Origin of the sequence: Acinetobacter sp. C32I (assembly GCF_023702715.1) — a bacterium.
GTDB lineage: Bacteria > Pseudomonadota > Gammaproteobacteria > Pseudomonadales > Moraxellaceae > Acinetobacter.
On sequence record NZ_CP098480.1, the window covers coordinates 3124196 to 3150777 of the forward strand.

Annotated in this window: 25 protein-coding genes; 23 read left to right on the top strand and 2 right to left on the bottom strand. The window is 43.1% G+C overall.

Features of this window, described 5'->3' with window-relative positions; all coding sequences use genetic code 11:
- Positions 1 to 44: 44 nt before the first annotated feature.
- Positions 45 to 1415 carry a phosphohexomutase domain-containing protein gene (locus NDN13_RS14890; protein WP_251116022.1) on the bottom strand — a complete coding sequence of 457 codons (1371 nt, stop codon included), beginning with the start codon at positions 1413 to 1415 and terminating at the stop codon, positions 45 to 47.
- 379 nt (positions 1416 to 1794) lie between these two features.
- Here NDN13_RS14890 and lldP point away from each other — a divergent pair, with 379 nt between their 5' ends.
- The 4 genes from lldP (at position 1795) to dld (ending at position 7390) form a co-directional block, all read left to right on the top strand.
- Entirely contained in the window at positions 1795 to 3462 is a 1668-nt protein-coding gene (gene lldP, locus NDN13_RS14895) for an L-lactate permease (protein WP_251116023.1), read from the top strand.
- Between the two features lie 37 nt (positions 3463 to 3499).
- The gene (gene lldR, locus NDN13_RS14900) at positions 3500 to 4234 is read left to right on the top strand and encodes a transcriptional regulator LldR (protein WP_235716447.1); all 735 of its coding nucleotides are present in this window, start codon (positions 3500 to 3502) and stop codon (positions 4232 to 4234) included.
- Positions 4231 to 5376 (top strand): FMN-dependent L-lactate dehydrogenase LldD, encoded by a 1146-nt coding sequence (gene lldD / locus NDN13_RS14905; RefSeq protein WP_241305418.1) that lies wholly within the window; start codon positions 4231 to 4233, stop codon positions 5374 to 5376. Before lldR ends, lldD begins: the two co-directional genes overlap by 4 nt.
- Before the next feature lie 307 nt (positions 5377 to 5683).
- Positions 5684 to 7390 (top strand): D-lactate dehydrogenase, encoded by a 1707-nt coding sequence (gene dld / locus NDN13_RS14910; protein ID WP_251116024.1) that lies wholly within the window; start codon positions 5684 to 5686, stop codon positions 7388 to 7390.
- Positions 7391 to 7449: 59 nt separating this feature from the next.
- On the opposite strand, the gene NDN13_RS14915 is transcribed toward dld, so the two are convergent.
- Positions 7450 to 8664, bottom strand: coding sequence for an amino acid aminotransferase (locus NDN13_RS14915; RefSeq protein ID WP_004801828.1), 1215 nt, complete (start codon positions 8662 to 8664; stop codon positions 7450 to 7452).
- Positions 8665 to 9117: 453 nt separating this feature from the next.
- On the opposite strand from NDN13_RS14915, the gene NDN13_RS14920 reads away from it, so the two are divergent.
- The 19 genes from NDN13_RS14920 (at position 9118) to NDN13_RS15010 (ending at position 26537) form a co-directional block, all read left to right on the top strand.
- Positions 9118 to 9828, top strand: a complete 711-nt coding sequence (locus NDN13_RS14920; protein ID WP_005186499.1) for a GntR family transcriptional regulator — start codon at positions 9118 to 9120, stop codon at positions 9826 to 9828.
- Entirely contained in the window at positions 9821 to 10705 is an 885-nt protein-coding gene (gene prpB / locus NDN13_RS14925) for a methylisocitrate lyase (RefSeq protein ID WP_005209856.1), read from the top strand. Before NDN13_RS14920 ends, prpB begins: the two co-directional genes overlap by 8 nt.
- Positions 10706 to 11031: 326 nt before the next feature.
- Positions 11032 to 12189 carry a bifunctional 2-methylcitrate synthase/citrate synthase gene (gene prpC / locus NDN13_RS14930; protein ID WP_004656677.1) on the top strand — a complete coding sequence of 386 codons (1158 nt, stop codon included), beginning with the start codon at positions 11032 to 11034 and terminating at the stop codon, positions 12187 to 12189.
- Positions 12189 to 14807 (top strand): Fe/S-dependent 2-methylisocitrate dehydratase AcnD, encoded by a 2619-nt coding sequence (gene acnD, locus NDN13_RS14935; protein ID WP_004656675.1) that lies wholly within the window; start codon positions 12189 to 12191, stop codon positions 14805 to 14807. The genes prpC and acnD overlap by 1 nt, the downstream gene beginning before the upstream one ends.
- Before the next feature lie 230 nt (positions 14808 to 15037).
- A complete protein-coding gene (locus tag NDN13_RS14940) occupies positions 15038 to 15268 on the top strand; it encodes an antitoxin (RefSeq protein WP_251116025.1) in 231 nt (76 codons plus the stop codon).
- On the top strand, positions 15268 to 15687 hold the full coding sequence (gene vapC, locus NDN13_RS14945; RefSeq protein ID WP_251116026.1) for a type II toxin-antitoxin system tRNA(fMet)-specific endonuclease VapC: 420 nt from the start codon (positions 15268 to 15270) through the stop codon (positions 15685 to 15687). The genes NDN13_RS14940 and vapC overlap by 1 nt, the downstream gene beginning before the upstream one ends.
- A 130-nt stretch (positions 15688 to 15817) precedes the next feature.
- Positions 15818 to 15961: a zinc ribbon-containing protein gene (locus NDN13_RS14950; protein WP_004637424.1), complete on the top strand. Its 144-nt coding sequence runs from the start codon at positions 15818 to 15820 to the stop codon at positions 15959 to 15961.
- A gap of 127 nt (positions 15962 to 16088) precedes the next feature.
- Positions 16089 to 16664, top strand: a complete 576-nt coding sequence (locus NDN13_RS14955) for a DUF4126 domain-containing protein (RefSeq protein WP_251118245.1) — start codon at positions 16089 to 16091, stop codon at positions 16662 to 16664.
- 42 nt (positions 16665 to 16706) lie between these two features.
- On the top strand, positions 16707 to 17408 hold the full coding sequence (locus tag NDN13_RS14960) for a hypothetical protein (RefSeq protein WP_251116027.1): 702 nt from the start codon (positions 16707 to 16709) through the stop codon (positions 17406 to 17408).
- Between the two features lie 128 nt (positions 17409 to 17536).
- Positions 17537 to 18238 carry a hypothetical protein gene (locus NDN13_RS14965; protein ID WP_251116028.1) on the top strand — a complete coding sequence of 234 codons (702 nt, stop codon included), beginning with the start codon at positions 17537 to 17539 and terminating at the stop codon, positions 18236 to 18238.
- Between the two features lie 72 nt (positions 18239 to 18310).
- Complete coding sequence (locus NDN13_RS14970) at positions 18311 to 19198, top strand: DMT family transporter (RefSeq protein ID WP_251116029.1); 888 nt, start codon at positions 18311 to 18313, stop codon at positions 19196 to 19198.
- Between the two features lie 570 nt (positions 19199 to 19768).
- A complete protein-coding gene (locus NDN13_RS14975) occupies positions 19769 to 20221 on the top strand; it encodes a hypothetical protein (RefSeq protein ID WP_251116030.1) in 453 nt (150 codons plus the stop codon).
- A 96-nt stretch (positions 20222 to 20317) separates the two neighbouring features.
- Positions 20318 to 20983 (top strand): pseudouridine synthase, encoded by a 666-nt coding sequence (locus NDN13_RS14980; RefSeq protein WP_251116031.1) that lies wholly within the window; start codon positions 20318 to 20320, stop codon positions 20981 to 20983.
- A 24-nt stretch (positions 20984 to 21007) separates the two neighbouring features.
- Positions 21008 to 21481: a GNAT family N-acetyltransferase gene (locus NDN13_RS14985; protein WP_251116032.1), complete on the top strand. Its 474-nt coding sequence runs from the start codon at positions 21008 to 21010 to the stop codon at positions 21479 to 21481.
- Positions 21482 to 21618: 137 nt separating this feature from the next.
- Positions 21619 to 21984 carry a ribonuclease E inhibitor RraB gene (locus NDN13_RS14990; RefSeq protein WP_070076677.1) on the top strand — a complete coding sequence of 122 codons (366 nt, stop codon included), beginning with the start codon at positions 21619 to 21621 and terminating at the stop codon, positions 21982 to 21984.
- A 300-nt stretch (positions 21985 to 22284) separates the two neighbouring features.
- The gene (locus NDN13_RS14995) at positions 22285 to 23106 is read left to right on the top strand and encodes an ABC transporter permease (protein WP_251116033.1); all 822 of its coding nucleotides are present in this window, start codon (positions 22285 to 22287) and stop codon (positions 23104 to 23106) included.
- Positions 23103 to 23774 (top strand): ABC transporter ATP-binding protein, encoded by a 672-nt coding sequence (locus tag NDN13_RS15000; RefSeq protein WP_251116034.1) that lies wholly within the window; start codon positions 23103 to 23105, stop codon positions 23772 to 23774. Before NDN13_RS14995 ends, NDN13_RS15000 begins: the two co-directional genes overlap by 4 nt.
- A complete protein-coding gene (locus tag NDN13_RS15005; protein WP_251116035.1) occupies positions 23755 to 24855 on the top strand; it encodes a KpsE/RkpR family capsule polysaccharide export protein in 1101 nt (366 codons plus the stop codon). The genes NDN13_RS15000 and NDN13_RS15005 overlap by 20 nt, the downstream gene beginning before the upstream one ends.
- A gap of 5 nt (positions 24856 to 24860) precedes the next feature.
- The gene (locus NDN13_RS15010; protein ID WP_251116036.1) at positions 24861 to 26537 is read left to right on the top strand and encodes a polysaccharide biosynthesis/export family protein; all 1677 of its coding nucleotides are present in this window, start codon (positions 24861 to 24863) and stop codon (positions 26535 to 26537) included.
- Positions 26538 to 26582: the final 45 nt, after the last annotated feature.

Consider the following 26582-nt stretch of genomic DNA (forward strand, 5'->3'; position numbering starts at 1 on the left):
GCAATAAAAAAGGAGCAATATGCTCCTTTTTTTATTGGGCTGAATTAACCCTGAATTAACCCCGTTAATTCATCGACATAATATTGCATCGGTTGTGGGTTTCGATCGGCACGGCTTTCAATATTTAAACGCAGTAACGGCTCGGTATTCGAAGCACGGACATTTAAACGCCATGCGCCAAAATCAAGGCTGACACCATCGGTACGGTCTACTTGCGGATTTTGATCGGCATAATGATCAAAGATCTTTTGTACAGTGGCTTGTGTATCCGCCACTTTAAAATTGATTTCACCACTACATGGGAATTTGGCAATCATGTTTTCAACTAAAGTTGAAAGCGATTGGCCTGTTTCCGAAAGCAGGGCAATGGTCAGTAACCAAGGGATCATACCGCTATCGCAATAGGCAAAGTCACGGAAATAGTGATGTGCGCTCATTTCCCCGCCGTACACGGCATTGTGTTCACGCATGACATCTTTAATGAAAGCATGTCCAGATTTAGACTGTACTGCGATGCCTTGGTATTGATCGACGATGTCAAAGGTATTCCAGACCAGACGCGGGTCATGCACAATCTTTTCACCTGATTGTTTGATCAGGAAGGCCTGTGCCAATAAGCCAACGATGTAATAACCTTCGATAAACTGGCCTTTTTCATCAAACAGGAAGCAACGGTCAAAGTCACCATCCCAAGCAATACCCATATCAGCCTGATGTTGCAGCACTGCGTCACGGGTACTGTCGCGGTTTTCAATCAAGATTGGGTTCGGAATACCATTCGGGAAGCGACCATCTGCTTCGTGGTGAATTTTAATAAATTCTACCGGAATATTTAGTTGCTGGAATTTTTGTTCGATGGCGTCAATCACATGACCTGCTGCGCCATTGCCCGCATTGACCACAAGTTTAAGCGGTTTAATTTTTTGTGGATCAATATAGGTGAGTAGGTGTTCAATAAACTCAGGCAAAATATTGTAGGGTTGGGTAGTGCCTTTATTTGTAACTTCAATGAATTGACCTGATTCAGCCAGTGCCTGAATTTCTTTTAAGCCTGTTTCCGCACTGATTGGACGTGCATTTTCACGCACCAATTTCATGCCGTTGTAATCCATTGGGTTGTGGCTGGCAGTCACTTCGATACCGCCTTGTACATCCAAATGAAAAGCTGCGAAATAGACTTCTTCTGTGCCGGTCATACCTAAATCAAGCACATTCACTCCTGCATCATTTAAACCGCGAATGGTTGACTGTTTTAAACCTTCACTGCTTAAGCGGATATCACAACCAATCACCACGGTTTTTGGCTGATAGATTTGTCCATAGGCACGACCAATGTTATAGGCAATCTCTTCATTCAGTTCGGTACCGAGTTTGCCGCGAATATCGTAGGCTTTAAAGCAAGTCAGTTGCGTCATTTTGTTCAATTCAATCGCTGTTTTGAGTTGTGAACAGATTATACAGATATCGTTTAAAAGTCATATTTATAGTTTTGTCTTTCATTATTGGTGACCTGAACCATACACATGATAGATGGGGCGGATATTTTTTATCAGACTTTAGTCGAATGCTGAAAGTCCACAGCAACAGAAAAGGATTGATTTGACATTAATTATTTTTGGTCTTACCAATATTGCTGTGCCATCAAGGGTTGCTCCTGATAATTCATATAATTAAGATGGATTGCTTGTGTAAATGGATAAGTTTTACCAATAAAATTTATATTGGTCTTACCAATATATGTAGTGATGTTTTATCTCGAAGCGAAAACAAAATAGCGCCCAGCATTTCAAGGAGATGAGAATGCTTAATGTGTGGCAACAACTTTATGATCCTTTGAATAATATTTGGTTATCTAGTGCCGTTGCACTGATTCCGATTATCTTTTTCTTTTTGGCTTTGGCGGTCTTTCGTTTAAAGGGCAGTATTGCAGGAACTTGTACCGTGATTCTTGCCCTTGTCATCGCTTTAGTGTTTTATCAGATGCCCGTAGAAATGGCATTTGCTTCCGTGGTTTATGGTTTTTTTTATGGTTTATGGCCGATCTCATGGATTATTATCGGGGCGGTTTTTCTGTATAAAATTTCGGTAAAAACGGGGCAGTTTGATGTGATTCGCTCCAGTATTCTATCGATTACTGAAGATCAGCGTTTACAGATGCTATTGGTTGGCTTCGCTTTTGGAACTTTTCTGGAGGGTGCGGCAGGCTTTGGCGCACCAGTTGCGATTACCGCAGCATTATTAGTTGGACTAGGTTTTAAACCGCTTTATGCAGCTGGTCTCTGTTTGATTGTAAATACAGCACCTGTGGCCTTTGGTGCCATGGGGATTCCGATTATTGTGGCTGGGCAGGTTTCAGGTGTCGATACCATGGAAATCAGCCAGATGGTGGGGCGCCAATTGCCTTTTTTAACCATTATTGTGCTGTTCTGGATTATGGCAATCATGGATGGCTGGCGTGGCGTGAAAGAGACTTGGCCTGCGGTACTGGTCGGTGGTAGTGCTTTTGCCATTGCACAATATTTGACGTCAAACTTTTTGGGACCAGAACTGCCTGATATTACCGCTGCAATTGCCTCATTGGTCAGTTTGACCTTGCTGTTCCGTGTCTGGAAACCGAAACATATTTTCCGTTTTGAAATGACTGATGAACAAGCAGCTAGCTATGCGGCCTCATCACAACAGCGTTATAGCATTGCACAGATTGCCAAAGCATGGTCGCCGTTTATGATTTTGACGTTGATGGTGACGATTTGGAGTATCAAACCATTCAAGTCATTATTTGCCAAAGACGGTGCCTTGGCCGATTGGATTTTTAAAATCGAAGTCCCGTATCTGCATAAGCTGGTGGAAAAAATGCCACCGATTGTGCCCGAAACCACAGCTTATGAAGCGATCTATAAATTTGACTGGTTCTCTGCCACAGGTACAGCGATTTTTATTGCCGCCATCATCACCATCATATTTCTGAAAATGAAAACCCTTGATGCGGTCAGTACCTTTGCGGAAACTTTAAATGAGCTAAAAACACCGATTTATTCGATCGGCATGGTATTGGCCTTTGCCTTTATTGCCAACTACTCAGGTCTCTCTGCGACCTTGGCTTTAGCGTTATCACATACAGGTCATGCATTTACTTTTTTCTCGCCCTTCTTGGGTTGGCTGGGGGTATTCCTGACCGGTTCCGATACCTCATCCAATGCGCTGTTTTCGGCATTGCAAGCCACCACAGCCCAGCAAATTGGTATTCCAGAAGTGTTGTTGGTGGCAGCCAATACCAGTGGTGGGGTAACGGGCAAGATGATTTCACCGCAATCGATTGCGATTGCCTGTGCAGCCGTGGGCTTGGTTGGAAAAGAATCGGACCTGTTCCGTTTCACGGTAAAACATAGCATCATATTTACAGTCTTTGTTGGCATCATTGTCACGGTTCAGGCTTATCTGGTGCCGTGGATGATTCCATAACGCTAATCAAGGAAATGTGATGAGAATCTCCGATCAAGTGGTCATGAAATTACAGGCACTCATTGAGCAACGCCAGATGAAACAAGGTGATCGCTTGCCTGCCGAGCGTCAACTTGCGACCAGCTTGGGCGTATCTCGTCCGTCCTTACGTGAAGCGATCCAACAGTTGAATAGTCAGGGCGTGCTCAGTAGCCGCCGTGGTGATGGCACCTATATTCAACAATTACCCGAGCAGTGGCCGCAACAGCTGATCGTTAATCCGATCAGTCATTTGATTGAAGAAGATCCGTTGTACCGTTTTGATGTACAGGAAGCGCGGCTTTTGCTAGAAGGCGGCACTGCATGGTACGCTGCACTGCGTTCGACCCCTGAAGATCGTGCCAAAATCCATCATTGTTTTGATGAGATCAGCCGTTATCAAAATGCTGGGGATTCAGCTCGGGCGGCGGTGGCGGATGCTGAATTTCATTTAGCGATTGCCGAAGCTTCACACAATATTGTGCTGATTCAAATGATGCGTAGTCTGTTTGACTTGCTGCAATACAACGTTTTACTCGGGCGTAACAAAGTTTATAACCATCCTGTCAATGGTGACTTGCTCAGTGAGCAGCATTTTCAGGTGATGGATGCGATTGATCGTCAAGATCCCGAGGCCGCACGCCAAGCCGTGTGTGGTCATATTGAATTTGTGATTAATCATGTACGTGCTCTGGGCGAAGATGAAGCTCGCCAGAAACGTGCAACACGTTTAACTAGAGTTGATTCAAAATGATTATTTCTTCTGGCAATGATTATCGTGCTGCGGCGCAACGTCGGTTACCGCCCTTTTTATTTCACTATATCGATGGTGGAGCATATTCGGAACATACCTTAAAACGTAATGTGCAGGATCTTTCTGAAATTGCCTTGCGCCAACGGGTGCTGAATGACATGTCGGCATTGAGTCTGGAAACCAAGCTGTTTAATGAAACCTTGTCGATGCCAGTGGCTTTGGCACCTGTTGGTTTAACAGGTATGTATGCACGCCGTGGTGAAGTGCAGGCCGCGGTGGCTGCGGATCAAAAAGGCATTCCGTTTACTTTATCGACGGTTTCAGTCTGTCCGATTGAGGAAGTGGCACCTGCCATTCAGCGTCCAATGTGGTTCCAGCTGTATGTGTTGCGTGATCGTGGCTTTATGCGTAATGCTTTGGAACGTGCTAAAGCCGCAGGCTGTTCGACATTGGTGTTTACTGTGGATATGCCAGTCCCAGGGGCGCGTTATCGTGATGCCCATTCAGGTATGAGCGGTCCCAATGCTGCCATGCGTCGTTATCTACAATCGATGTTGCATCCGCATTGGGCATGGAATGTCGGGATGTGTGGCCGTCCGCATGATTTGGGCAATATCTCGAAATACTTAGGTAAACCGACAGGGCTTGAGGACTATATCGGCTGGTTAGGCTCTAACTTTGATCCATCAATTTCATGGAAAGATCTGGAGTGGATTCGTGAGTTTTGGGATGGTCCGATGGTGATTAAGGGCATTCTGGACCCTGAAGATGCCAAAGATGCGGTGCGCTTTGGTGCCGATGGTATCGTGGTCTCCAATCATGGTGGGCGTCAGCTGGATGGGGTGATGTCCTCTGCACGGGCCTTGCCTGCGATTGCCGATGCGGTCAAAGGCGATCTAGCGATTCTGGCAGATTCAGGCATCCGTAATGGTCTGGATGTGGTTCGTATGTTGGCACTTGGTGCGGATACAGTGTTATTGGGTCGTGCCTTTGTGTATGCCTTGGCTGCTGCGGGTGGGCAAGGGGTGTCGAATTTACTGGATTTGATTGAGAAGGAAATGCGGGTGGCAATGACGTTGACGGGTGCTAAGTCGATTCAAGAGATTAATGCGGATTGTTTGGTACAGGCTTTGAAACTCTAAATTTTCGTATTAATACGTCGCTTGTCTATTTCTGATGAGATTGGTGCGACGGAGTCTTATCGAGAAAAGTTCGATATAAGCCGTTAACAGACGTTACTTTTTTAAAAAAGTAACCAAAAACCTTTGCTTCGATGACGGTACGTCCTTGCTACCGCATTGAAGCAGGCGGCATCCTTGCCGCCAACCGCGATAGTAAATATAGGGCTGATTCAAATTGAAGAATGAGCTACTCAAATGATAAATGACAAACAGTAAGACTCCGTCGTGTTGGTCTAGTTTTATAAATGGATGATCCAAAGGAGCCATCATGCAAACATTTTCTCCCAAAGCGGTGATTGATCGTTTACAGCAGATCGTTGGGCGACAACATGTGCTGAGTGATGATCAAAGTACCCGCCAGTATCGGCAAGGTCGTCGTTTTGGTGAGGGGAAAGTCTTTGCGGTGGTGATCCCCGGCACTTTGCTGGAACAATGGCAGGTGCTACAAGCCGCGATTGAAGCGGACTGTATCGTCATCATGCAAGCGGCCAATACGGGGCTGACGGGTGGTTCAACACCGTATGGCGATAATTATGATCGACCTGTTTTGGTGATGAGTACGCGCCGTTTAAAAGGCATTCAAGTCATTCATGAGGGTAAGCAGGTGATTTGTTTACCGGGGGCGACCTTGGATAATCTGGAGCAGCTACTGAAAGGCTATGATCGTGAGCCACATTCGGTGATTGGGTCTTCCTGTATTGGTGCTTCGGTCTTAGGCGGGGTGTGTAACAATTCAGGTGGCGCCTTGGTACGTCGTGGGCCTGCTTATACCGAACTGGCGCTGTATGCACAGGTCAATGCGCAAGGTCAGCTGGAGTTGGTCAATCATCTGGGTGTGAATTTAGGCTCAAGCCCAGAAGAAATCCTGACCCGTTTAGAGCAGCAGCGCTATCAAGCCACAGATATTTTAGATGATATTGAAAAGCAGGCATCCGATCAACGTTATGCGCAAGATGTCACCCAAGTTGATGCCGATAGCCCGGCACGTTTTAATGCTGATCCCTCACGTTTGTTTGAAGCCTCAGGTTCAGCGGGAAAAGTCTGCGTGTTTGCAGTGCGTCTTGATACTTATGAAAAGGTAGAGAGCAGTGTCTTTTATATTGGTACAAATGATGCCGATGATCTAACCGCGATTCGTCGTTATTTACTGACTTCATTGCCAAGCTTGCCGATTGCAGGGGAATACATTCACCGCGATGCTTATCATATTGGTGAAAAATACGGCAAAGATACCTTCCTGTTTATTGAGAAATTTGGCACCGCCAATGTGCCCAAAGCCTTTGCACTTAAAGACAAGGTCGATGGCTTTTTAGAACAATTTAAAATCAAAGGGCTGACCGATCATCTGTTACAAGCGATCACGGCCTTGTTGCCGAGTCATTTACCTAAACGAATGACCGAATATCGCGATCATTATGAGCATCACCTGATGTTGCGCGTTGAAAATAATTGCAAAGCCCAGACCGAGCAATTTTTACAAGACTATTTTGCGGTACATGCTTCGGGCAATTTTTTTCTTTGTGATGCTGATGAAGGACGTAAAGCCTTTTTGCATCGTTTTGCGGTAGCAGGTGCTGCGATTCGTTATCGTGATACCCATCGAGATGAGGTTGAAGATATTGTGGCTTTGGACATTGCCTTACGTCGTAATGATCGTGAATGGGTCGAGCAATTGCCTGCGCAGATGGAACAACAGATCATTCATAAACTCTATTATGGGCACTTTTTTTGTCATGTGTTTCATCAGGATTACATCCTTAAAAAGGGCAATGATCCTTTAGCGATGGAACATCAAATGTGGCATTTACTGGATGCTCGTCGCGCAGAGTATCCTGCCGAACACAATGTTGGGCATCTATATATTGCCAAGCCTGCTTTGGCCAATTTCTATCAGAAACTTGATCCGAATAATTGTTTTAATGTCGGGATTGGACAGACTTCTAAATTGAAGTATTGGGGCAAGACCAAGTCCTAAATCCAAAAAAAACAGGCAATAAAAAAGGCGCTTCAAGCGCCTTTTTTATGCGTTACAACTTAAGCGGTTGCAGCAGATTTTGCTAAAACTTCAGCCACTGCTTTGGCAACTTTGTATACGTTGTTCATGTTCAGACCTGCAACACAGATACGGCCACTGCGTACCAAGTAGATTGCATATTCTTCACGAAGAATGTCCACTTGCTCAGCGGTTAAACCAGTGTAGCTGAACATGCCTTTTTGGTTCACAAGGTAGCTAAAGTCACGCTCAGGAAGGGCTTTAGTTAGCTCATCTTTTAAGATGCTACGCATTTTGATAATACGCTCACGCATCTCTTTGACTTCGCCTTGCCATTGTTGGTTGAGATCAGCGTCATTTAACACTTGATCAACCAACCAAGCACCTGTTGTAGGTGGGCTAGAATAGATACGACGTACTGTTGCTTTCAACTGACCGAATGTGCATTTTGCTGCTTCTGCATCATCACATACGAAAGTCAAACCACCGACACGCTCGCCGTAAAGTGAGAAGATTTTAGAGAACGAGTTGCTGACAATAAAGTTTAGACCTGCTTGGTCTAATGCACGAATGGCATAAGCATCTTGTTCCATATCATCGCCAAAACCTTGGTAGGCGATGTCGAGGAATGGAATCAGGTTACGCTCTTTTAATACCACAATCACTTGATCCCATTGTGCTGGGTTCAAGTCTGCACCTGTTGGGTTATGGCAGCATGGGTGCAATAACACAATGCTTTGTTCTGGCAATGTTTTCAGCGTAGACAACATCCCATCAAAATCAACGCCACGTGTTTCAGCATCGAAGTACGGGTAGAAGTTGCTCTTGATGCCTGCACCATTGAAGATGGCAACGTGGTTATCCCAAGTTGGCTGGCTCACCCAAACTTCTGAATTTGGGAAGTAGGTTTTTAAGAAGTCTGCACCGACTTTTAATGCGCCAGAACCACCAAGCGTTTGAATCGTTGCAACACGACCTTGTTGAATTGCAGGGCTGTTTGCACCAAACAATAAGGCTTGAATCGCATCACGGTAAGGTTTGAAACCTTCCATTGGTAAATAAAGCTTGGTTTGCGTATTTTTAGGTGCAATACGTTTTTGCGCTTCGATAATGGTATCAAGCTGAGGAACGATACTGTCTTCGTTATAGTACAAACCAATACTGAGGTTTACCTTTTCAGCACGTGGATCAGCATTGAACTGTTCCATCAATGAAAGGATTGGATCGCCTGCATAAGGTGGGATATGTTGAAACATTAACAATGTCCTTTTCTTCAACAAAGTGCATAGATGTCTGGAGAGGTTGGCGCTTTAGAAGCGGAACCTTTGATGCCCAATAATGTATCAATAAAGACTGCATGAAGCACGCTGTTATTTACATTTTGGTGCAGTATTTACTTACAAAATTTGTCGCTACAAGCTGATTATAAAGATTGTCTACAATCAAGCTGTCATACCATGGTCGTAGCATTAACAGTCTAAGCCTGTTCAGCCGATCAAAGCTTAGGGTTGGGTGATGAGTGGAAATACTATTAAGCTATTGTTTTTTCTATTTTTATATAAGGTTTTTGGCAGTCTATTGATCAGCCACTGAGTGATCACAATCAGGTCGGATTGAAAGCATCAGTCTAATTTATTGTCGACAATCCTATTGCATTTTTTCTTTTATCTGGTTATAAAATCATAAAAATTGTAGAGATTGTCGACAATATGCAAGATACCCTTGTTCCTCAAGCCCTCAGCACAAGTCAGGGAATGACCCTGACGGAACACGTATTCAAGCAAATTCAGTCGGCGATTGTATTGGGACATATTCCTGCGGGCAGCAAGATTTCAGAACCTGAACTGGCGCGTATTTATGGCATTAGTCGCGGGCCTTTACGTGAAGCGATTCACCGTCTGGAAGGGCAAAAATTGGTGGAGCGAACTGCGCATGTCGGTGCGCGGGTAGTCTCGCTTTCATTGCAACAGTTTCAAGAACTCTATCAAATTCGTGCCTCTTTAGAAGGTTTAGCCTGCAAACTTGCAGCACAGCATATTGATAAAAAACAGATTCTGGCCTTACGTGATGTATTGCGCATGCATGCCGAAGATGAAAACTTTAAAGCAGGTAAAGGCTACTATCTGCAAGAAGGTCAGGACGATTTCCATTACTGCATTATCAAAAGCAGTGGCAATAAAACCTTAGAAAAAATGTTATGCGATGAGCTGTATCACCTCATCCGTATGTATCGAATCCAGTTTTCAAATACCCCAGATCGACCAAGTAAAGCTTGGGATGAACATATCCGCATATTAGATGCGATTGCTGAAGGTGACGGTGAGCTTGCCGAAATGCTGATGCACCGTCACATCAATGCATCCTACAAAATTGTTGAGCAAACATTGCTACAAAATCAAGGAGAACAACAACATGGCTAAACAGTCTGCTGGTCAGCTATTCCGCGACGCGGTCGCAAATGAAAAACCATTACAAGTGGTCGGTGCGATCAATGCCAACCATGCATTATTGGCAAAGCGTGCAGGCTACAAGGCGATCTATTTGTCTGGTGGTGGTGTTGCCGCAGGTTCTTTGGGCCTACCTGATTTGGGCATCAGTAACCTTGATGATGTCTTGACCGATGTACGCCGTATTACCGATGTGTGTGACCTGCCATTATTGGTTGATGTCGACACGGGTTTTGGTGCTTCTGCCTTTAATATCGCGCGTACCACTAAGTCGATGATCAAGTTTGGTGCTGCTGCGATGCATATCGAAGACCAAGTCGGTGCTAAACGTTGTGGTCACCGTCCGAATAAAGCCATCGTGACTCAACAAGAAATGGTCGATCGTATTAAAGCCGCAGTCGATGCTCGTACTGATGATAGCTTTGTGATCATGGCACGTACTGATGCACTTGCGGTTGAAGGCTTGCAGGCGGCGATTGACCGTGCAGGGGCGTATATCGAGGCGGGTGCAGACATGCTGTTCCCAGAAGCGATCACTGAATTGGCCATGTATAAGCAATTTGCGGATCTAACTAAAGTCCCTGTTTTAGCCAATATCACTGAATTTGGTTCAACGCCATTATTTACTACTGAAGAATTGGCTTCTGCCGATGTCAGCATTGCGCTGTATCCACTTTCTGCATTCCGTGCCATGAATAAGGCCGCAGAAAATGTTTATGAGACCCTGCGTAAAGAAGGCACGCAAAAGAATGTGGTCGATACCATGCAAACCCGTCAGGAGTTGTATGAACGCATTAACTATCATGCGTTTGAACAATATCTTGATGGAACTTTTGCGAAGAATAAATAATTTTACCCCCTCCTAACCTCCCCCAGAGGGAGAGGGATTTCACGAATTGAAGACTTTTGAATAGAGATAAAAAGCGTATTTTTTATCAGTTTCATGAAGGTCTGATCGTGAAGGCGGCATGGATGCCGCCACGTTGGGCTGCCTTGCGCTGCTTTCAAAGTGATGCTTTGAAGTTGCTCAGGACGTACCGTCAGGCCAACAAAGGATTTTTGCTTACTTTTGATCCATCAAAAGTAAGTCCAGCCGAAGGCTTATCCTCAAATAAGATGAGAGTTCGGTAAGACACCGCTACTAAATTCACCTAAGGATATAAAAAGGACAATCTTATGAGCAGTAATGAAACGCCAACAGGCTTCAAACCAAAAAAATCAGTTGCACTCAGCGGACAAGTCGCAGGTAACACCGCACTCTGTACCGTAGGCCGCAGCGGCAATGACTTACACTACCGTGGCTATGACATTCTCGATCTTGCCGTCGGTAGCCAATTTGAAGAAGTGGCACACCTTCTTGTACACGGCAAATTACCAAACAAAGCCGAACTCAAAGCCTATAAAGCAAAATTAAAAGCACTACGTGGCTTACCTGCAGCATTGAAAACTGCACTTGAGCAACTGCCACCGTCTGCACACCCAATGGATGTGATGCGTACTGGCGTATCTGTACTGGGTTGCTTAACCCCAGAACATGAAGACCACAATGAAGCTGGCGCAAAAGACATCGCTGATAAATTGATGGCAAGCTTGGGTTCAATGTTGTTGTATTGGTACCATTTCAGCAACAACGGTCGTCGTATCGAAGTTGAAACCAATGATGACTCGATTGCTGCACATTTCTTGCATCTCCTGCATGGCGAAGCGCCATCGGAAGAATGGATTCAAGCCATGCATACCTCTTTGATTCTGTATGCAGAGCATGAGTTCAATGCATCAACCTTTACTTCACGTGTGGTGGCAGGGACAGGTTCAGACATGTACTCAGCCATCACAGGTGGTATCGGTGCATTGCGTGGGCCTAAACACGGTGGTGCCAATGAAGTTGCGTTTGTGATTCAGCAACGCTATGACAATGCAGACGAAGCAGAAGCAGACATCCGTAGCCGTGTTGAGAAAAAAGAAGTGGTGATTGGTTTTGGTCATCCAGTCTATACCGTTTCTGATCCACGTAATGAAGTGATCAAGCAAGTGGCGCGTGAACTTGCTGAAGCGCAAGAAAATACCAAGATGTATGTGATCGCTGAACGTTTAGAAGCGGTGATGAAAGAGGTGAAGAATATGTTCCCGAACCTCGACTGGTTCAGTGCGGTGAGCTATCACTTGATGGGTGTGCCAACGGCAATGTTCACGCCATTATTCGTGATTGCACGTACTGCGGGTTGGTCTGCACATGTGATCGAACAACGTCAAGACGGCAAGATCATTCGTCCAAGCGCGAACTATACTGGCCCTGAAAATCTTGAATTCAAACCATTGGCGGAGCGTGGTTAATGAACACAAAATATCGTAAACCGCTGGCAGGTACCCAGCTCGAATATTATGACGTGCGTCAAGCCGTTGAAGATATTCAGCCAGGCGCATATGAAAAGCTACCATATACCTCGAAAGTACTGGCTGAACAGCTGGTGCGTAAAGCTGATGCCGAGAATTTAACAGCCTATTTAACCCAGTTGATCGAACGCCGTCAGGATCTTGATTTTCCTTGGTATCCAGCACGTGTAGTCTGTCACGACATTTTGGGTCAAACCGCATTGGTGGATCTTGCTGGTCTGCGTGATGCGATTGCAGACAAAGGCGGTGATCCTTCCAAAGTGAATCCTGTGGTGCCAACGCAGTTGATCGTGGATCACTCTTTGGCAGTAGAATTCGGTGGCTTTGACCCTGATGCATTTGAGAAAAACCGCGCAATCGAAGATCGTCGTAACGAAGACCGTTTCCACTTTATTGAGTGGACCAAAACAGCCTTTAAAAATGTCGACGTGATTCCTGCGGGCAACGGCATCATGCATCAGATCAACTTGGAAAAAATGTCTCCAGTGATTCAAAACCGTGATGGCTTGGCTTTCCCTGATACCTGTGTTGGTACAGATTCACATACCCCACATACCGATGCACTTGGCGTGATTTCAGTTGGTGTCGGTGGTTTGGAAGCAGAAAACGTGATGTTGGGTCGCGCGTCTTGGATGCGTCTGCCAGACATCATTGGTGTTGAGTTTGTTGGTCAGCGTCAAGCAGGCATTACTGCAACGGATATCGTGTTGGCATTGACTGAGTTCTTGCGTAAAGAACGTGTCGTTGGTGCTTACCTCGAGTTCTTTGGTGAAGGTGCTGACAGCATGTCTGTGGGCGACCGTGCTACCATCTCGAATATGACGCCTGAATATGGTGCAACTGCGGCAATGTTCTACATCGATCAGAACACCATCGATTATTTACGTCTAACAGGCCGTGAAGATGCGCAAGTGGCGTTGGTTGAGCAATATGCCAAAGAAATTGGGCTTTGGGCATCGGATATGACCCAAGCTGAGTACCCACGTGTGCTTCGTTTTGATCTTTCAACGGTGACGCGTAACATTGCAGGCCCATCAAACCCACATGCACGTGTCTCTACGGCTGATTTGAAAGCAAAAGGCATTGCAGGCAATTTAGAGCTTGCCAAGGCACAAGAAGCAGAAGGTTTAATTCCTGATGGTGCCGTGATTATTGCTGCAATTACCTCTTGTACCAATACTTCTAACCCACGTAATACCGTTGCTGCAGGCTTACTGGCACGTAAAGCCAATGAATTGGGCTTGGTACGTAAACCTTGGGTGAAATCATCATTTGCACCAGGTTCTAAGGCAGCTGCGCTGTATTTAGAAGAAGCAGGCGTGTTAGGTGATCTTGAGAAACTTGGTTTTGGTATCGTCGCTTATGCATGTACCACCTGTAACGGGATGTCAGGCGCACTTGATCCTGTGATTCAACAAGAAATCATTGAGCGTGACCTGTATGCGACAGCGGTGCTATCGGGTAACCGTAACTTCGATGGTCGTATCCATCCATATGCAAAACAAGCGTTCTTGGCATCTCCGCCACTGGTAGTAGCGTATGCGATTGCAGGAACCATTCGTTTTGATATCGAAACAGATTCGCTCGGAAATGACAAAGACGGTAATCCAATTTACCTGAAAGATATCTGGCCTTCGGATGCTGAAATTGATGCGCTGGTGAAAGAAGCAGTGAAGCCTGAACAGTTCCGTAAAATCTACATTCCAATGTTCGATTTGGGTGTCAATGAAGAAGCGGCAAGCCCGCTATATGATTGGCGTCCAATGAGTACCTATATCCGCCGTCCTCCATATTGGGAAGGGGCGTTGGCTGCACCGCGTACTTTAGCCAACATGCGTCCGCTTGCGATTTTGGGTGACAACATCACCACCGATCATTTGTCTCCATCGAATGCGATTGTGCTAGACAGTGCTTCTGGTGAATATTTGGCGAAAATGGGTGTGCCTGAGGAAGACTTTAACTCATATGCTACCCATCGTGGTGATCACCTAACCACACAACGTGCGACCTTTGCCAACCCGAAACTGTTTAATGAAATGGTGGTTCGTTCAGACGGCACCATTAAGCAGGGTTCAAAAGCACGTGTCGAGCCAGAAGGCGAAGTGATGCGTATGTGGGAAGCGATTGAAACCTACATGAATCGTAAGCAACCGTTGATCATTGTTGCGGGTGCGGATTATGGTCAGGGTTCAAGCCGTGACTGGGCAGCGAAAGGTGTTCGTCTTGCAGGTGTTGAAGCGATTGTTGCCGAAGGTTTTGAGCGTATTCACCGTACTAACTTAGTCGGTATGGGCGTTCTACCGCTTGAGTTTAAGCCGGGTGTTAACCGCAAAACTTTAAAGCTGGATGGTACTGAGCTGTATAGCGTGATTGGTAATATTGCACCGCGTTCGACTTTAACGTTGGTCATTGAACGTGCCACAGCAGATGGTAAGGAAGAGATTGTTGAAGTGCCTGTGACTTGCCGCCTAGATACAGAAGAAGAGGTTTCTGTGTATGAAGCGGGTGGGGTATTACAGCGTTTTGCACAAGACTTTTTAGAAGGTCAAGTGGCTTAATGCCTTAGCTAAAAGCGATCATAGTGTGATTAAAAGACTCTACTTTGCGTAGGGTCTTTTATTTTTATATATAAAAGAAATCCGGCTTCATCTTTTTTTTAATTTTGAAGATGAATGACGTTAAGTATTTAGCTGTATTTGGCTTTATTTATTTTAATCAAATATTGTTGGTAAAATGATCAAATAGTACCTATCATAAGGTATATATCAGAACGGTTGGAGTAGCGACAATGTCTACCGCAAAAGTTTTTATGACCGGTCGTAGTCAAGCAATTCGCTTACCGAAAGAGTTTCGATTTGAAGGCACAGAAGTTGAAATATTTCGCCGTGGCGATGAAGTGATCCTACGTGAAAAACCAATCACTGCAGAACGCTTATTCAATGTATTAGCACAGATGCCAGATGATTTTTATGCAGAAGAAAGAGTGGATCAACCACCGCAAGAACGAGAAGAGTTTTAATGCAGACACAATATTTATTGGATACCAATATTTGTATTTATATCAGCAAACATCAGCCTGAAAGTGTCCGCCAGCATTTTGAAAAACATCTTCCCAATCGAAATATTTTAATCTCGGTGATTACCTTGGGTGAACTACGTTTTGGTGCTGAAAAAAGTCAAAGCAAAGAAAAAGCATTAAAAGTCATTGATGAGTTTATCTCAATGATTCAAGTAGCCGAATTAGATGAAGATGTTGCGGATCATTATGCGCAAATACGTCAAGCGCTTTCTTCTAAAGGTCAGATTATTGGATCTAACGATTTATGGCTTGCAGCGCATGCCAGAGCAAATAATTGGGTAATGGTCACCAATAATGAAAAAGAGTTTTTACGTGTTGATGGACTGCGTGTGGAGAATTGGGTGTCGACTCCCTTATAACTCGTTTAAATTGTAAATAACCCTCATCCTTCACCTTTCCGCCACCACCATCCGTCGGAAAGGTCAATAAATAATCAAAACTATCACGCTATAGTATATGTACCATTTCTAAAATCTATGGAGAACAAAGATGGTAACTGCTGGCGAAAAACCTGGAACAGGCTTCTATTTTTGTGTTCAATGCGGACACCGCACCTATTTAGAAATTGGTACTGATCGTTTACCTCCGTGTACCAAATGCCTTGGCAATCAATTCAACAGTAAGAATGCCTAAGCCGCAAAATACCAAACAGTTACCCACTGTTTGAATAAAAGCCCTATCCCTTGATAGGGCTTTTTGTTACCTTAAAAATAAGATTTAAATAACAAGACCTGTCATAGGCATAGAAAGGTAATCCATGATGGAAACAATTTTAGGACTCTGTATTGGCGTTGGACTCAGCGCAGCTTGTGGTTTTCGTGTTTTTGTTCCGCTATTGGCGATGAGTATTGCTACCTTGATGGGATGGTATCAACCTGCGCAAGGCTTTGAATGGTTGGCACTTCCATCAGTGTGTATGGCATTGGGTTTTGCTACCATCTGTGAAATTGCAGCTTACTATGTACCGTGGGTAGATAACCTATTAGATACTATTGCCACACCTGCAGCTGTGGTGGCAGGGACACTGACCACCATGGCAGTGAGTAGTGGTGAAATGTCCCAGTTTGCGACTTGGGCTGCTGCATTGATTGTCGGTGGTGGGACTGCAGGCGTGGTGCAAATGAGTACCGTAGCGGCGCGTGGCGTCTCGACGGCAACCACCGGTGGATTGGGGAATTTTGTGATCTCGACAGGTGAGTTGATTGGCTCTATTGTATTGTCGATTTTGGCCTTCATCATGCCTGTGGTGATTACCGTCTTGGTGATTATTTTTATCATTGTTGCCGCACGTTGGATTCGTTCAAAACGTCAAGAGAAACTGAGCCATTCCATATAAATGCAATAAGTCTGATAACAACCCGAATGAAGAAATAAAAAGATGATAAAGATGCGATGCATTGCCATGTTATTAGGCTGTTTAAGCCTATCTGCACTGCCACAAGTCAGCTTTGCTCAAGAGCAACCGACAGTAGAAGAGCTTAAACTGCGCAAAGACCAAGTCACTTATCAAGCCTATATCCCTGCAAAATATCGCTTATTTAAAGCCATTGAAGGTGACTTGAATAAAGATGGCGTGAAGGATGTGGTGCTGATGGTTAAAGCAACCGATCCCAAGGCTTTTGTTGAACATGAGTATCGTGGCCGTTTAGATATCAACCGTCGTGGCGTGATTGTATTGCTCAATGAAAAAGGTACTTACAGGCCGATTGTCAGTAACTTAAATTGTTTTTACTCGGAAAATGAAGACGGTGGTGTTTATTTCGCCCCTGATATAAGCTTAGAAATTAACAATAATGTGCTGAATGTACACTTTGCCCATGGACGCTATGGCTATTGGCGTTATCTATTTCGCTTGGAAGGCAATGATCTACGCCTGATTGGTTATGATGATTCAAGTAATCATGGACCTTATGTTGAAAGCCAAACCAGTATTAACTTTTTAACAGCAAACAAAGTGATTCGTGAAAATTTAAGTCAAGACTTTGAAGGTGATCCAAAATTTAAAGAGAATTGGAGTAGAATTAATCAAGCGCCATTCTATTTATCGAAAATTAAAGAGTTTGATTATTTAAGCTTTTAAGGTAAGGGCGGGTGATGAGTTTGAATATTGTTGCTGCACGTTGGATTCATGCAAAACGCCAAGAGAAACTCAACCATTGTTTATAAAAGAAATAGCATCAATAACGACCTGAATGATGAAATAAAAAGATGATAAAGACTCAACTCATTACCGCACTATTAGCATTCTCAAGCCTATCTGCACTGCCGCAAGTCAGCTTTGCCCAAGAACAACCGACAGAGGAAGAAATTAAATTAGGTCAAGATAAAGTCACCTATCAAGCCTATATCCCTGCAAAATACCAACTCTTTAAAGCCATTGAAGGCGATCTGAATAAAGATGGCTTGAAAGATGTGGTGTTGATGGTCAAAGCGACGGATCCCAAAGCCTTGGTTGAACATGAATATTATGGACATTTAGACCGCAACCGCCGTGGCGTGATTGTATTGCTGAATCAAAAAGGCAAATACAAAGCTATTGTCAGCAATCTCAATTGTTTTAGCTCAGAAAATGAAGATGGCGGTGTCTATTTCCCACCCGAGCTATGGATGGAAATTAAAAATAATCTGCTGAGCGTTTATTATTCGCATGGACGTTATGGCTACTGGCGTTATCTATTTCGCTTGGAAGGCAATGATCTGCGCCTGATTGGATATGATAATTCAAGCAATCATGGACCGCTCATTCAAAGTGAAACCAGTATTAATTTTTTAACAGGCAAAAAGGTTTTTCGTGAAAATTTAAGCCAAGACCCAGAACAAGATCCACGGTTTAAAGAAACATGGAGCAAAATCAATCAGGTGCCCATCTATCTATCCAAAGTGAAGGACTTTGATGATTTAAGCTTTTAAGCACTGACGCCTATCGAAAAACCAGTCAGAACAGCGTAAATTAGCGGCACTGACAATATTGCGTTCAAGCTTATGATGCTTACTTGGATTCTGTTCACGCTCATGGCTGCATTTATGCAGGCTTGGCGCAATGCATTTCAAAAACAACTCAGTACCAGCGTGGATGTCTATGGCACCACACTGGCTCGCTTTATCTTTTCACCGATCTTTGCTTTTAGCTATTTGGCCTTTCTCTACTGGCATCAACCGGTTACAGCATCGGTGCATTTTTCCGATAAATTCTGGTTGTATATCGTGATTGCAGGCATTAGCCAAATCTATGCGACTGCCCTGATGGTGAAACTATTCCAGCAAAAGAACTATGCCATTGGGGTGGGACTGGCCAAAAGTGAAGCGATCTTGGCCGCTTTGGTCGGTGTTTTGTTTTTACAGGAACATCTCAGCACATGGGGCTGGGTTGGGGTAGCGATTGGTGGACTTGCGGTATTTTTACTGAGCAAAGGCAAGCAACAGTCCGATCTCTCCTTTAAAACCTTGATGATTGGACTTGGGAGTGGCCTGTGTTTTGCGATTACCTCTTTATTGGTGCGCGAAGCCAGTTTAGAACTGAGCATGTTGCCATTCTTACATCGTGCGGCTTGGGTACTGTGTAGTCTGATCAGTTTTCAATGCATCGTACTGTTGGTCTATCTCGGATTTTTCAGCCGCCCGACATTGTTTAAAATGTGGCAACGTGTTGGCTTAACCTTAAGAGTGAGTATCTGTAGCTTTTTGGCTTCAGTCGGCTGGTTTAGCGCCATGAGTATGCAGACTGTGGCGATTGTGAAAACGCTGGGTCAGGTCGAAATTCTATTTAGTCTATTAATCTCAGCCTTCTTTTTTAAAGAAAAGCTCGCCAAAACTGATCATTTAGGCCTGTGGCTGGTGATTGTGGCAGCGATTATGGTGATTTGGGCATAAATCAAAAGTTCTTTTTGAAAAAATACACATGTAAATTTGGATTTATCGGAATTTAAATCGTGGTTCTTTGTTAGATATGGGAAATATTTTAACTTTTAGAATAGAGTGTGCAAAATTATTTCATTGATCACCAAAAAAAGCTGTTTTTAGGAAAACAATCCCACCGTGATCTGCCTAAACTATGTCTCAAGGGTGTGAAAGGGATCGAAAAGAGTAGCATGCACCGACGCTTATAAAGCAAGTGTGTACGAACCCAAAAGGTCTCGATTCGGCTTAGGACGCTATAGATCAAAAGTTTATAGGCAAAGGTTATGGCTTACAAAGTCATAGGTGTTGAAGTAAACAACCTCTGTTTTCCCTTGATACCCTAAAAAATTTAGTAAATATAAAATCAGCCATCAGGCTTAAATAATAAAAACTAGATCAATAAAACCAAAATTGAATGTGAAGTAAATCCTGAAATCCTGTCATTGTGAATATAAGTCGATATTTTTATATTAAAAAACAAAATGATATAATTATTTTTATATTAATAAATCAAAAAAATCACAGCAATAGGTCAGCACCATTATGAATGAGTTCGAGCTTAAAATCCGCTATCCACATCAAATGAATCATAATGACATCGATCATGTCGGTCGCTTTGATTTGGCAACGATTTTAACCAAGTTTGACGAGATGACTTGGCGTCAGCAGTTGGTTCGTCAATTACAACTCAATGGTGCCGATACCAGTTTTATTGTCAGCGATCATCGGACAGAACAGACCATTTCTATTACCCTTGATGCCTATGCTAAATCACAGCAGCTTGAATTCAAACTGGACAGTGATATCCCAGTCATTATTCCTAAAAAAGATCTATTTGGCTTGGTCACGCGTAAAAGCAAAGATAGCATTTCATTTAAACAATTGAGCTTGGCGCGTGCCAAAGATTATCTGATTGCATTTTTAAATCGGGACATTGCCACATTAGAAGAGCTCTATAAACAAGGCTTGGGCAAGGGGTTAAAAACACCATCTTGATCAAGACAACGATGAGGAAAATCAGTGGTTGCGAAAGCCGTTGACGCAACTATAATCACTTCCCATCCTGTACCTGATTGCATTTGTTCTGTTGCTATGGCTCTAAACGACAATTTTATTTATACACCGCCACAAGATGCTTTAGAGATCGTCTATGAAGATGAAGATTTGCTGGTGATTAATAAGCCTGCTGGGCTATTGTCGGTGATGGGGCGCTTGCCTGAACATCAGGACAGTGCTTATTTACGGGTTTTGGAAAAATATCCCGCGGCTAAAGTCACGCATCGTCTGGATATGGCAACTTCGGGCTTACTCATGTTTGCCAAACACCGTGATGCAGAAGTGGCGATCAGTAAAATGTTTCAGGCGCGTACTGTCAAAAAATATTATGTGGCTTTGGTACAGGGACAGATTCAGAGCGAGGGCAGTGTGGAAGTCCCGCTCATTACTGATTGGGAAAACCGTCCGCGTCAGATGGTGCATTTTGAATTGGGTAAGTCTGCCAAAACCTTATTTCAACTGATGCAATATGATGCTGCAACGGACCAAAGTCGTGTGCGTTTAGAGCCGGTCACAGGACGTTCCCATCAGTTGCGGGTGCATATGATGCATATCGGCCATCCGATTATGGGGGATAAGCTTTATCATCCTGAACCTACCAAGTTCCATTTAAAACGCATGGCGCTACATGCGGCTTATCTGGCATTTCAGCATCCTTTAAAAATGCATGCAGTTGAAATTCATTCTGAGCTAAAGTTCTAAGCACAACCACCAATAGGCAAGCGCATGTATTCGATTCAACACGCTGAATGGACAGCACTCTCAGAGATACAGCAACTGCAATTAAAGGCACTTTTATTAGAGGCCGATCCAAGTTGGCAGCAGATCTCAACCTATTTATTGCAGTCGAATCTGTTCTTTATATTGAATGATCAGGGGCAGATCATTGCGCAACTTTGTTTATTCAGAACGGATGATCAAGCTGAAATTAAAAATCTAGCCGTGGATTCCCGCTATAAAAAACAGGGTCTTGCCAAGGCATTGATTCAATTTGCCATTGAAAATACTAAAGATCAAAATATCCAAACATTATGGGTCAAAACTGGTAATTCCAGTCTGGATCAGTTGGCGCTTTACCAGAAATGCGGCTTCCGTTTGTCGCATATTGAGCCTAATGTATTTATAGATTATCCAGAAGCCATTTATGAAAATGGCATTCGCTGCCTTGACCAAGTGGTCCTTCGGCTTGAGTTTGCATAGCATCTAGCTCGGTCTATAGTTTTTATTTTGATCATTTTTTGACTACAATATTTATATTAATGCGTATAAAAACTGACATAAAAATCGGTTAATCTATAGCCAAATATCAAGCCCAAAACACAACAAAGGATATTTCTATGACACGCGACTATGACCAATTCCCTGATAATGATAACGGCAATGTGCTGTGGCAAATGGTTGAGGATGGCAATGACCTGAGCGAGCCGCATGAAGTCGAATTTTCGATTGTTTTTGAGAAGCAGGAACAGGTCGAAAAATGTGCCCTGCATTTGTTACACCAAGAACAGAAAATCTCTTTCTTTCAGGAAGAGGTTCATTCCGATGGTTCAGATCTATGGGTGCTGAACATCCATGTGAATATGATTTTGGAATATGAAGACATTGCAGACTTGGAAGAATGGATGACCAAGATCGCTAAAGAGTTCAATGGCGAGTATGATGGCTGGGGCTGTATGAGCTATATTTACGACGAAGATGAATAACTTAATTATGTGAATTGTTATCGAAATAACAATTCACTACATTATTTTGATCTGTTTTTACCTAGAGTGAATTGATTTTTTGTTGAATAAGTAACTGAAATTTAATTGTTTTAATTTTCTGTGTGATCTATTTGCATGTTTTAAATTAATTTGTGTCCTAATTTATCGTTTTTTAATGCAAGAACTTTCTCGTAATTTGAAATTATGGAACATTTTGAAACTTTAACTTTTTGAAAAAATAATTTAAGCTTCGCTGGAAAATAACGCCAGTGCAAAGATTAAGCACTCACAGGGGGTCGGATGGATGAGCAAACATCCAGTTTAAAAGGATTACCACGGTTAAAACCCCGTGGCGGACTGCAAGTCATGTATGCAGCAGTTCGTGCACTTTTTTTACGCGAGTTGCAAACCCGTTTTGGTCAATACCGTCTTGGTTATGTCTGGATTTTACTTGAGCCAGCGCTACATATAGGGGTTTTACTAATTCTTTTAGGACGCATTAGTAGAGCTTTACCAGGGATAGATTTTGAGGTCTTTTTGGTCAATGGGATTATCCCATTTTTCTTATTCCGTACGACTGTAAGTGCTTCATTAGGAGCGGTTCAAGCCAATCAAGGTTTATTTAGTTACCGGCCAGTAAAACCGATTGATACGCTAATTGCACGTAGCTTTTTAGAGCTGTTTTTATATTTTGTGGCATATCTCTTTTTTAGTACAATTTTACTTTGGTTTGGATTTCATATTAATTTTGACTCAATTCCACAATTATTAGGATATTGGTTTTTATTGTTTAGCTTAGCCTTTAGTTTATCATTAGTATTTATGGTCGTTGGCAGTATTTCACATGAACTAAATAAATTCATCCCAGTACTTTTTCTTCTGCTCTATGTCTTATCTGCTGTCATTTATACTATTCATTTAGTTCCAATTGAATATCAACAATATCTATTATGGAACCCAATTATTCATCTTTTAGAGTTGATGCGCCATGCAGTTGCACCCAATTATCCGCTAGTTCAAGGTATTTCTTTAACTTATGTGTTGGAATGGATTATTGGCTCACTATTCTTAGGTTTGTTGCTCTATAAACGTTTTGAACAGCGTATGGTAAAAACAAAATGATTGAGCTACGCAATCTAACCAAATCCTATGTGACTCCTAAAGGGCGGCACTATGTTTTTAAAGATTTAAATGTCACTTTACCCGAAAACAAAAGCGTAGCGATCTTAGGTAAAAATGGTGCAGGTAAAAGTACGCTACTGAGAATTATTGGTGGGATTGACTTTGCTGATAGTGGCAAAGTAGTGACCAATAAGTCCATTTCTTGGCCTGTAGCATTATCGGGTGGCTTTCAAGGTAGCCTGACTGCACGACAAAATGTTCGTTTTGTTGCTCGACTTTATTTAAGTAATGAGGATGAGGTAAACCAAATTATTGATTTTGTCGAATCCTTTGCTGACATTGGTAAATATTTTGATATGCCGATTAAAAGCTATTCATCGGGTATGCGTGGTCGTATTGGTTTTGGCCTGAGTATGGCATTTAATTTCGATTATTATCTACTTGATGAAGCAGGGGCTGTTGGTGATGCCAATTTTAGGAAGAAGAGCCAAGTCCTATTGGATGAGTTAAAACAGAAATCCAATATTATTATGGTGTCGCACGATTTAAAGGACTTAACCCGAAATTGTGATGTGGCTTTTTTGATGCGGAATGGTCAAGCGGAATTTTTTGCAGATATTGCAGAGGCAATAGAGGTTTATAAAGCATATGCGGTCAATAACAAATAAGGGTTTGGTGATTAGTTACATCGCCATTGTGATGTTGCCAATATTGCTCATCATTATCTATCTCTGTTTCTTTGCTCAAGAGCGTTTTGTATCTCAATCGACTTTATTGGTGAAGCAAGTAGGTGAAGTATCTGATGTATCAGCTTCAAATGGCCTAAGTACTTTACTTGGTGTTAGTAATACCAGTAATGAGGATGCACATATTTTAACGGCTTATATTAGTTCGCGTAATATGGTCGAAAGTCTGGATAAAAAACTTAACTTGCGTAAAGCCTTTATTGCACAAAATGATCCCATTTTTGGCTTAAACTCTGATGCGTCAATTGAAGACTTAGTAAAGTATTTTAACCAACGAGTCCAAGTATCTTTGGATGAAAAAACCATGATGATGACCATTGCATCGCAGGGTTTTAGTTCAGGTTTTGCTCTGCGTCTTAACCAAGAAATTCTAAAGAATAGTGAAAGTTTTATTAATGATCTTTCACAACAAATTGCGGAAGAGCAACTTAAGTTTGCCGAAAAGCAATTAAGTGAGGCAAAAGAGCAGTTAGATGCTTCGCGTGATGCGCTATTGGATTATCAGAATAAGAATCAGATGTATGATCCACAGGCGCAAGCGCAAGTTGTAGCAACCGTGGTTGCTAGCCTCGAATCTAATCTGGCACAACTACGCACTGAGGAAAGAACCTTATTAAGCTACTTAAATGAAACCGCTCCACAAGTGGTGGCGATCCGTAGTCAGATTGAATCGGTGCAAAAGCAAATTGCCGATGAAAAGGCTAAATTGACTTCACCAAATACCAGCAAACTCAATAAGAGTGTAGCAGATTTTGAAGCCTTAAAAGCCAATGTCGACTTTGCAACTGATCTTTATAAACTTTCATTGGCATCGCTTGAAAAAGCCCGTTTGGAAGCTTCGCGCAAGCTGAAAAAACTGGTGGTAGTGTCTACCCCAGAGTTGGCACAAGATGCAGTTTATCCAAAAACACTCTATTTGATCGCGACTTATTTTTTGGTCTTAAATATTTTATTTGGTATCACGATGTTGATTTACTCGATTATCCGTGAGCATAAGGAGTAAGCACAATGAAAAAAATATTATTCACCAGTATGTTTGCATTGTCTTCTTTTTATAGCTTTGCCGCAGATACACAGTCTCTTTTACCACAAGAGTTAGCAAATAATTTACCTCAAGTAAATAATGAGGTTCCAGATAATACCATTTTACCAAGTCAATCTGTGGTTGGCTTGTCTCCAAGCAGTGCACAAAAGTATCCCACAGCAACCAAAATGTTTGGTGAACAGCTGTTTAAAGGTGCGTTTGCCAGTACTGCAGGTTCGACATTTAACGACAGCTATGTACTGAATCCTGGCGATAATATCAATTTACGTCTATGGGGCGCTTACCAGTTTGCCGGCACTCTAACCGTGGACCCGCAAGGTAATATTTTTATTCCCAATGTAGGTCCTGTTAAAGTGGCAGGTACCACCAATGGCCGCTTGCAATCCTTGATTGAAGGCTATGTCCGTAAAACCTATGTCGCCAATGTTGGGGTCTATGCTGCCTTGGTCCAGTCGCAGCCGGTTAAAGTCATGGTTACAGGTTTTGTGAATCAGCCTGGCTCTTATGGTGGTGTCGCCAATGACAGCGTACTGGCATATCTTGACCGTGCCGGTGGTGTCGATGCGCAACGTGGTAGTTATGTTGATATCCGTATCATGCGCAATGGCCAGCTCAAGCAATACGTCAATCTGTATGACTTTTTAATTGCAGGCAAACTACAGCCTTATAGTTTCCGAGATGGTGATGTCATTGTGGTTGCGCCACGAAGTCATACCTTCTCGGTCTCGGGTGAGGTGTTTAATGCCTATGACTTTGAATTTAATGTGCCTGAAGTCACCGTTGCACAGGCGTTATCGGTAGCGAAACTAAAACCAGGGGCGACCAATGTCAGCATTATGCGTCGTCAGGGTACAGAGTACCGCAGTGAATATTATCCGCTCTCTGCTGCAAATAATGTAGTGATTGAAGATGGTGATATCTTAACGGTGACGGCTGACCGTTATGCTGGCACGATTCAGGTACGCATTGAAGGGGCTCATAATGGTGCACATGCGGTGGTATTGCCATATGGTTCCAAACTATCTGAAGTGATGAAACAGATTCAGCCGAATACCTTGTCAGAGGTCAATGCATTACAGCTTTTCCGTCCATCGGTTGCCAAGCGACAAAAGGAAATGCTAAACGTTTCTTTAGATAAACTTGAAGAAGCAACACTTTCTGTACGCTCAACCACGCAGGAAGAGGCTAATCTACGCGTAAAAGATGCTGAACTGGTTAAACAGTTTATTGCAAAAGCCCGTACGATTCAGCCAAAGGGCCAAGTGGTATTGGATCCGAAAGACTTTGATGATGTCATTTTAGAAAATGGGGATATATTAAATATTCCTGAAAAAACTTCGGTCATTATGGTGCATGGTGAAGTGACTTTCCCGAATGGGGTGGTATGGCAACCCAATATGACGGCACAGTCTTATATTGATCAGGTCGGTGGTTTTACCCAGAAGTCGAATAAATCGAAACTAGTGGTGATTCATCAGAATGGTGAGTCTGAGCTGGTCAGTAAACGCTATAAGATTCAACAGGGGGATGAAATTTTAGTTCTTCCTAAAGTACAGACCAAAGTGGTGGAATTAACGCGGGGCATTACCCAAGTATTATTCCAAATTGCGGTTGCAGCCAAAGTGGCATTGGATTTATAGGGATAAATTGATTTTTTGCATGGATTGCTTATAGCGCCTTGATGG

Excerpts from the sequence above, each read along its gene's own strand:
- lldP (WP_251116023.1), top strand. The coding sequence starts at position 1,795 with ATGAGAATGCTTAATGTGTGGCAACAACTTTATGATCCTTTGAATAAT.
- NDN13_RS14890 (WP_251116022.1), bottom strand. The coding sequence starts at position 1,415 with ATGACGCAACTGACTTGCTTTAAAGCCTACGATATTCGCGGCAAACTC.
- NDN13_RS14970 (WP_251116029.1), top strand. The coding sequence starts at position 18,311 with ATGATGCTTACTTGGATTCTGTTCACGCTCATGGCTGCATTTATGCAG.
- NDN13_RS15010 (WP_251116036.1), top strand. The coding sequence starts at position 24,861 with ATGAAAAAAATATTATTCACCAGTATGTTTGCATTGTCTTCTTTTTAT.
- NDN13_RS14960 (WP_251116027.1), top strand. The coding sequence starts at position 16,707 with ATGATAAAGATGCGATGCATTGCCATGTTATTAGGCTGTTTAAGCCTA.
- NDN13_RS14940 (WP_251116025.1), top strand. The coding sequence starts at position 15,038 with ATGTCTACCGCAAAAGTTTTTATGACCGGTCGTAGTCAAGCAATTCGC.
- NDN13_RS14950 (WP_004637424.1), top strand. The coding sequence starts at position 15,818 with ATGGTAACTGCTGGCGAAAAACCTGGAACAGGCTTCTATTTTTGTGTT.
- NDN13_RS14955 (WP_251118245.1), top strand. The coding sequence starts at position 16,089 with ATGGAAACAATTTTAGGACTCTGTATTGGCGTTGGACTCAGCGCAGCT.
- vapC (WP_251116026.1), top strand. The coding sequence starts at position 15,268 with ATGCAGACACAATATTTATTGGATACCAATATTTGTATTTATATCAGC.
- NDN13_RS14980 (WP_251116031.1), top strand. The coding sequence starts at position 20,318 with ATGGCTCTAAACGACAATTTTATTTATACACCGCCACAAGATGCTTTA.
- NDN13_RS14975 (WP_251116030.1), top strand. The coding sequence starts at position 19,769 with ATGAATGAGTTCGAGCTTAAAATCCGCTATCCACATCAAATGAATCAT.
- dld (WP_251116024.1), top strand. The coding sequence starts at position 5,684 with ATGCAAACATTTTCTCCCAAAGCGGTGATTGATCGTTTACAGCAGATC.
- NDN13_RS15005 (WP_251116035.1), top strand. The coding sequence starts at position 23,755 with ATGCGGTCAATAACAAATAAGGGTTTGGTGATTAGTTACATCGCCATT.
- prpB (WP_005209856.1), top strand. The coding sequence starts at position 9,821 with ATGGCTAAACAGTCTGCTGGTCAGCTATTCCGCGACGCGGTCGCAAAT.
- NDN13_RS14990 (WP_070076677.1), top strand. The coding sequence starts at position 21,619 with ATGACACGCGACTATGACCAATTCCCTGATAATGATAACGGCAATGTG.
- NDN13_RS14920 (WP_005186499.1), top strand. The coding sequence starts at position 9,118 with ATGCAAGATACCCTTGTTCCTCAAGCCCTCAGCACAAGTCAGGGAATG.
- prpC (WP_004656677.1), top strand. The coding sequence starts at position 11,032 with ATGAGCAGTAATGAAACGCCAACAGGCTTCAAACCAAAAAAATCAGTT.
- NDN13_RS14995 (WP_251116033.1), top strand. The coding sequence starts at position 22,285 with ATGGATGAGCAAACATCCAGTTTAAAAGGATTACCACGGTTAAAACCC.
- NDN13_RS14915 (WP_004801828.1), bottom strand. The coding sequence starts at position 8,664 with ATGTTTCAACATATCCCACCTTATGCAGGCGATCCAATCCTTTCATTG.
- lldD (WP_241305418.1), top strand. The coding sequence starts at position 4,231 with ATGATTATTTCTTCTGGCAATGATTATCGTGCTGCGGCGCAACGTCGG.
- NDN13_RS14985 (WP_251116032.1), top strand. The coding sequence starts at position 21,008 with ATGTATTCGATTCAACACGCTGAATGGACAGCACTCTCAGAGATACAG.
- NDN13_RS14965 (WP_251116028.1), top strand. The coding sequence starts at position 17,537 with ATGATAAAGACTCAACTCATTACCGCACTATTAGCATTCTCAAGCCTA.
- acnD (WP_004656675.1), top strand. The coding sequence starts at position 12,189 with ATGAACACAAAATATCGTAAACCGCTGGCAGGTACCCAGCTCGAATAT.
- NDN13_RS15000 (WP_251116034.1), top strand. The coding sequence starts at position 23,103 with ATGATTGAGCTACGCAATCTAACCAAATCCTATGTGACTCCTAAAGGG.